This is a genomic window from Brunnivagina elsteri CCALA 953, from assembly GCF_002289455.1.
GTDB classification, from domain to species: Bacteria; Cyanobacteriota; Cyanobacteriia; order Cyanobacteriales; family Nostocaceae; genus Brunnivagina; species Brunnivagina elsteri.
Window position 1 is genome coordinate 1 of sequence record NZ_NTFS01000406.1, and the last position, 5,805, is coordinate 5,805.

Annotated in this window: 5 protein-coding genes and 1 pseudogene; 1 reads left to right on the top strand and 5 read right to left on the bottom strand. The window is 40.0% G+C overall.

Annotated features, from left to right (window positions below):
- The 4 genes from CK510_RS25060 to sfsA all read right to left on the bottom strand — a co-directional run.
- Positions 1 to 901 (bottom strand): aconitase family protein (locus CK510_RS25060; RefSeq protein WP_245912427.1); only part of this gene is annotated, 901 nt, incomplete at its 3' end.
- Positions 902 to 977: 76 nt separating this feature from the next.
- Positions 978 to 1,895 carry an RpnC/YadD family protein gene (locus tag CK510_RS25065; RefSeq protein ID WP_095724266.1) on the bottom strand — a complete coding sequence of 306 codons (918 nt, stop codon included), beginning with the start codon at positions 1,893 to 1,895 and terminating at the stop codon, positions 978 to 980.
- A 62-nt stretch (positions 1,896 to 1,957) separates the two neighbouring features.
- Positions 1,958 to 2,497 carry a DinB family protein gene (locus tag CK510_RS25070; protein ID WP_095724267.1) on the bottom strand — a complete coding sequence of 180 codons (540 nt, stop codon included), beginning with the start codon at positions 2,495 to 2,497 and terminating at the stop codon, positions 1,958 to 1,960.
- A gap of 9 nt (positions 2,498 to 2,506) precedes the next feature.
- On the bottom strand, positions 2,507 to 3,247 hold the full coding sequence (sfsA, locus tag CK510_RS25075) for a DNA/RNA nuclease SfsA (protein WP_095724268.1): 741 nt from the start codon (positions 3,245 to 3,247) through the stop codon (positions 2,507 to 2,509).
- A gap of 212 nt (positions 3,248 to 3,459) precedes the next feature.
- Here sfsA and CK510_RS25080 point away from each other — a divergent pair, with 212 nt between their 5' ends.
- Positions 3,460 to 4,188 (top strand): AIM24 family protein, encoded by a 729-nt coding sequence (locus CK510_RS25080; protein WP_095724269.1) that lies wholly within the window; start codon positions 3,460 to 3,462, stop codon positions 4,186 to 4,188.
- A 397-nt stretch (positions 4,189 to 4,585) separates the two neighbouring features.
- Here CK510_RS25080 and CK510_RS25085 read toward each other — a convergent pair.
- Positions 4,586 to 5,680 (bottom strand): annotated as a pseudogene (locus CK510_RS25085) (NACHT domain-containing protein); the annotation flags it as partial.
- Positions 5,681 to 5,805 lie beyond the last annotated feature (125 nt).

Sequence of the window (5,805 nt, forward strand, 5' to 3'; positions counted from 1 at the left end):
CTCCCATACCTTGACCGGGGGTAATGCCCCAAGTAACGGTGGGGGAGATGTGTTCGGCTTGGAAAACGACAATATCGTCATATTTGGCGTTTTCGTCGCTTCTCAGGGATTCCCACCAAGCCACAGCTTTATCCCAGTCTGTACCTTTGGGGGCAAAATCCCGTCCTTTGAGGTAGTCGTAGGTAACGCTATCGGGGTTGACGTAACCGCATCTGGCACCACCTTCGATTGCCATGTTACAAACGGTCATCCGTTCTTCCATATCCATGTTCTCAAAGGTGTTTCCCGCAAACTCGTAAGCGTACCCGACACCACCTTTAACCCCCAAAGTACGAATGATGTGGAGAACTACGTCTTTGGCATAGACTCCAGGTTGTAAAGTGCCGTTAACTTCGATTTTGCGGACTTTTAATTTTGATAATGCCAGGGTTTGGGAAGCGAGAACATCCCGAACCTGACTAGTACCAATTCCGAATGCGATCGCACCAAATGCCCCATGTGTGGAAGTGTGACTATCACCGCAAGCGATGGTCATTCCTGGTTGGGTAAGTCCTTGTTCTGGGGCGATAACATGGACTATTCCTTGACTCCCCGAACCGATATTATGGAAGACGATGCCGTTATCCTTGACGTTTTTTTCCAATGCTTGCATCATCTCTTCTGCGAGACTATCGACAAATGGACGTGCTTGGTTCTCGGTGGGTACAATATGGTCAACCGTGGCAACAGTGCGATCGGGAAATAATACCTTTAGCCCTCTTTCTCGTAGCATGGCAAAGGCTTGGGGGCTGGTAACTTCATGGATTAGGTGCAATCCTATAAATAGTTGGGTTTGCCCTGATGGCAATGTACCAACTGTGTGTAAGTCCCAAACTTTATCAAATAACGTGCCTTTGCTCATACATTCACCAATTTAATGCCCTTGATTTAATGCCCTTGAGATTATGATGGTAGCAAAAAGTGGGTATGAAGTGGAATTAGATATTTTCAATACTAAACCTTTGAATCAATTCCTCCCGCGATAATTGAATTAGTAGTGGTGTAAATTCTTCGGGAGTCAGGGCTAATATTGGTTCGATAATTGTTTGAAGTTCTTCATCTAATGAACCAAAGCGAACTTTTAATAAATTTTCGACAACAAGACGTTCTCCTTCTTGCCTTCCTTCTTGTCTTCCTTCTTGTCTCCCTTCCTGTTTTGCTTGTTCTCTGTCTTGTTGATAAAGAGGTTCTAGTCGCATAATTAACTCCCTGTCATCTTCTTCTAAATTTTGATTAATTTTCAAGTTTTCCCGCAAGTTATAAATTAATTCTAGCGTTGCTTTTTGAAAAGGATGGTCAGGTGATAATAAACTTATTTCCTCAATAGCCTGCTGTTGGACTGTACCCCTTCCCAAAAGTCTTAACCACAAGGTTTCAGATGTTCGCGGAAGTTGGTGAATTCTCACAATTGCGGTACGCAGGATATCGCCAATAAAATATATTCCTGTCAACCAATCTTCTTTTGCGGATACATTTAATTTTGACAGCTTTGACTCTGAGATTGTTGGGGTCAAAATCCATAATTTAGGAATTTCTGAGTCTTGAAGAGAGGCATTATTTCGTTTAGCTTCTCTTCGTAAAACTCCTCTAACCCGTAGTAGTTTTTCTAAACAATCACATATTTCATCTTCAGACACTGGATTTCTAAATGGTTCTATTAATGCAGGAAATTCTGTAAATTTTCCAAGTAAGCCAAGGGTATCCAAGCTCAAATTTTGCGATACGGAAGGGTTGAATAATATATCTACTTCCTGAATTTCTCCTGCAACTTTTGCAGAAGGTGTCACCTTACCATAGGGTTGCAGTATTTGTTCTAAATAGTCTTTGGCAAATTTGTCGTGAATAAATCGGGTCATTTATTTATTTAATTCAATTTGTTTTAATTTGTTTGAACTAACTTGAACTAACTTGAACTATGCTAATTTGATTCATTCGGAATTAACATTAACAAATCCGTGACTCCAATATCTATGTTTTCTTGCGATAAAAGTGTAGTTACTTGCCCTCTGTGATGGGTTTGATGGTTAAAAAAGTGAAATAGCAAACTTCCAAATTCTTTGACGGATGGTTCTCCTTTCATATTGTTATATGGCAACATAAAAGATAAATCGTTATCGGTAATTTCTTGACACCACTCAATAATCACAGCATCGAATTCAAGACGCTTTTGAGTCAAAATATCGAAATCAACATAAAGTACTTGATTCAGATTTTCGGGTTGTTCAAGTTGACGAATATAGTTGAGACTAACATGATGTGATGGATGCTTTGAAAAACGTTTTAACCAAACAATATCAGCGACCATAATATGATTCAAAGTTCCTAAAATTGAACAAAAGAAAGCTTTTTTATCTTCAGCTAATTTCTCATCTGGTAATTGCTTGGCTACTTGATAAATACGCTGATTTATCCATTGATTATATTGAGCCATTAATTGAATTTGTTTCAGCACAGTCATAAGGATTATTCACACTAATTGAGCAAAATTACATTCCAATAAACCCAAATAGCGAACACCTACAGGAGTAACATCAAAACTACAAGGTAAAACCTCAACACCACATGCGATCGCATCCCGCAATAATTTACCATATACGGGGTCTGCGCTGTCTCCAGGGGCAAATGCTGTACAATCACTTCGATTAATGAAATAAAGCATTACAGAGCGACTGTGGGGAATTAATGCCATTAATTCCCGCAAATGTTTCTGTCCTCTTGTGGTTTCTGTATCGGGAAATAATGCTAATCTCCCATTTACCCAAGTTGTATTTTTTACTTCCAAATAAATCGGTTTATCTGTGTCATTCCCTGTTAACACAAAATCGATGCGGCTTTTTTTATCTTGTCCGTAGGGTACTTCTCCCTTGATTTTTGCGTAATCTCCCAATTCTGGAAACAAGTATTTTTCGAGTGCTAATTTGACAATTCGATTTGGTAAAGCCGTATTTACACCAGTCCAAGTCGGTTCGTTATCATGCACCTCAATTAATTCCAATGTGTGAGCTAATTTGCGGTTAGGGTTATCGCTCAAAGAGAGCATTACAGCACTTCCAGGTTTGGAAACTCCCGTCATTGGACCAGTATTTGGACAATGTGCTGTGACGATTTCCCCTGATGCTAATTCCACGTCAGCTAAGAAGCGTTTGTAGCGTTTGACTAAAATACCTGGGTATAAAGTAGGGTAGCGATATAGTAATTCTTCTGTCATTAGATTTTGGATTTTGGATTTTGGATTTGTAGAGACGTGATATATCACGTCTTTATATTTTGGATTTTAATTTTTCACTAGTAACGGACATTTTCAAATTTACCGTATAAAATAGAACCGACAAAATAGTTTTCTTAGTAGTTTACATGGAACTGCTAGAAAATCACCATTTGAATTAACTCAAATTAAGTGAAATTAAGAGAGATGAAATTATGCGACATTCCGTAAACATATTGGAACCGACTGATTTATGGTATCTCCAAAATAATATCAATAAAGAAACCAATAAATTCTATCATCCAACAAAAAGTATTCCGTTTGTTCAGCAAGTAGAAGTAAAACTAGAAAATACTGGAGTTGTAATTCAAAAAGGAAGCTTGCATAGTTGCTTTGGTAAACTTAACTATGGAGTTTACAAAACTGACAATCGTCTCAAAGATATTTTTGTTTCTTTGATGACAGAAATGGATTACAATGCTCCAGTTTATCGCGGTACGGGTGTAGTCAAACTCGAACCAAGACAAAAGGGTAATTTTTTGAACTATGCAGAAATTGAGATTAATGAAAGCGAACAATGGGAATTAGATGATGGGATATTCCAACTTTGTTCGGATAATGTTGTCATGGGTGTGAAAAAATTAAAATGGCGACAAATGGCTGGTTCAACTGATGGAAATTCGAGAATAGTGATTAAATCTTTACCAAAGCAAAAAGCGCAACTAGTAACAGGAACCCCAGCACCAGCAAAAATAATTGAACTGAGAAGTGGAGAGGTTTTAATTGCTGATTATGACATGGTAAAGGGTTTTACGAATGGTATCAAAGAAGATTATTGTAAATTAGGATATTTTGGTAAAGGTGGTGGAGAAGGTTACGTTTGGACTTATAACGGTGAAGGTAGATTATTAGTATCTGAAACCGAAGGTATGAAAATTGGGTAATAGTTAATTTTCGCTTGTAGTTGCGCTTTAGCGCAAATTAAACTTAAAAATTAAAAGCGATCGCACTTCATCCCACTCTATAAATATCTCTCACTTGGGTGAAATATGGTCAAGGGTGGGAAAACCCCACCCCTACAAGCTTTTTGATGGAAAATCGCAGTGCGATCGCAAATATTATTTGCGATTGTCACTACCAATTCAATAAATAAAATATGACCTAACCCCCAACCCCTTCCCTGCAAGGGAAGGGGAGCAAGATAAACGTATTTTACTCATATGAAAATCGTTGTTATATTATCCCTCCCCTCGCAGGAGAGAAGTTTGTGGGGAAGGTTTCCTTCCACAAAACTTCGGAGGAGGGACGATTTTTGCACAGCAAAAATCAGGGAGAGGTCATTCATCTGGTTCGCAATAATTGCACAAATGTGTCGCTGACGGTATGGTCTTTGGTATCTGCTGCATATTGAATCAACCTTTCCCGTAATTCCTTGGCTGCATCTACAGGTAACAGCAATCCCAACAAAAAATACACTCCGCGAAAACGCGGGTCGCCCATGTGGTCAATGAGACGGGCTTCGATATCATCGCTATTGCCGAGAAAGTTCTGGACGAGGAAAAATTCCATGATTTTATCGTGGCGAAAAAACCATTCTTTCTTTGCCTCAGCGTTATTATCTTGCCATTGACGACTGACAACCATTTTGTATTTCTCATCTTCCATACTGAGTAATTCTTGATGAAATTCCTCGCTGGGTAACGCTTGTTGGTCGTTGAGTCGAAGCTGATAGACAGTAGCGGCAAATTTTTTCAGGGGAAAGTCGTGTTTCCATTCCCGCAAATATTCCTCTGCCATCAATTTATATTGCTGTTCCTGGAGGTTGAAAAGATTGGGTTGCTTGCCTTGTGCCATCATTAACGAAACCAGGGTTAAATCCATTGGATTGGAAAGAATCCGTAAGCTTGCGGCTAATTCTTCGCTGGATTGTTGGGAATTCAGGGTTTCGGCTAAGTAGGTTTTGCAAGCTTTTTCGTAATCAAAACCCTTGAGCTTGGCATCTTGGGGAAGTAGGGGAGTGCGGGAAATCAGAAATTCTTCGATTTGCTGGGGAGTTAGGGTTTGCAGGTAGTAGATTTTGGCGGTTTTTGGTGGTGTCCATTCTAGGGATTGGGTAGTCATGATGATGTTACCCCGGAAGTAGCTTTCGACGAATTGACAGATTTTTGCGCGGGTATCTGCTGTGACTTCGTTGAGTCCATCGATGCAGATATCTATTGCACCGCTATAAATCAGGTTTTTCAGGAATTCCGCATCCTGTGCTTGTCCGTGGAGTTTAATTTGGATGGCTTCGATGATTCCTTTATCGCACTTTTGGGCTGGGAGGTAAACGATAGTTCGGGGTGAGGTTTTGAGCAAGTGTCGCAGGAACATGGATTTGCCTAAACCGGAATCACCTTCGAGGATGATTTGTCCGTTAATGCTGGGAATTGCTTGGGAAATACTCATTAAGCCCTCCCCTTTGCAAGGGGAGGGTGCGCGACAGCGCGGGTGGGGTAAAATGACCGTGGGAAAACGAATAAACTCTAACCCTCCCCAGTCCCTCGATACCCCACCCAAAC

What these genes read in the sequence shown, in the direction of transcription:
- CK510_RS25080 (WP_095724269.1), top strand. Translation starts at nt 3,460, where the DNA reads ATGCGACATTCCGTAAACATATTGGAACCGACTGATTTATGGTATCTC.
- CK510_RS25070 (WP_095724267.1), bottom strand. Translation starts at nt 2,497, where the DNA reads ATGACTGTGCTGAAACAAATTCAATTAATGGCTCAATATAATCAATGG.
- CK510_RS25065 (WP_095724266.1), bottom strand. Translation starts at nt 1,895, where the DNA reads ATGACCCGATTTATTCACGACAAATTTGCCAAAGACTATTTAGAACAA.
- sfsA (WP_095724268.1), bottom strand. Translation starts at nt 3,247, where the DNA reads ATGACAGAAGAATTACTATATCGCTACCCTACTTTATACCCAGGTATT.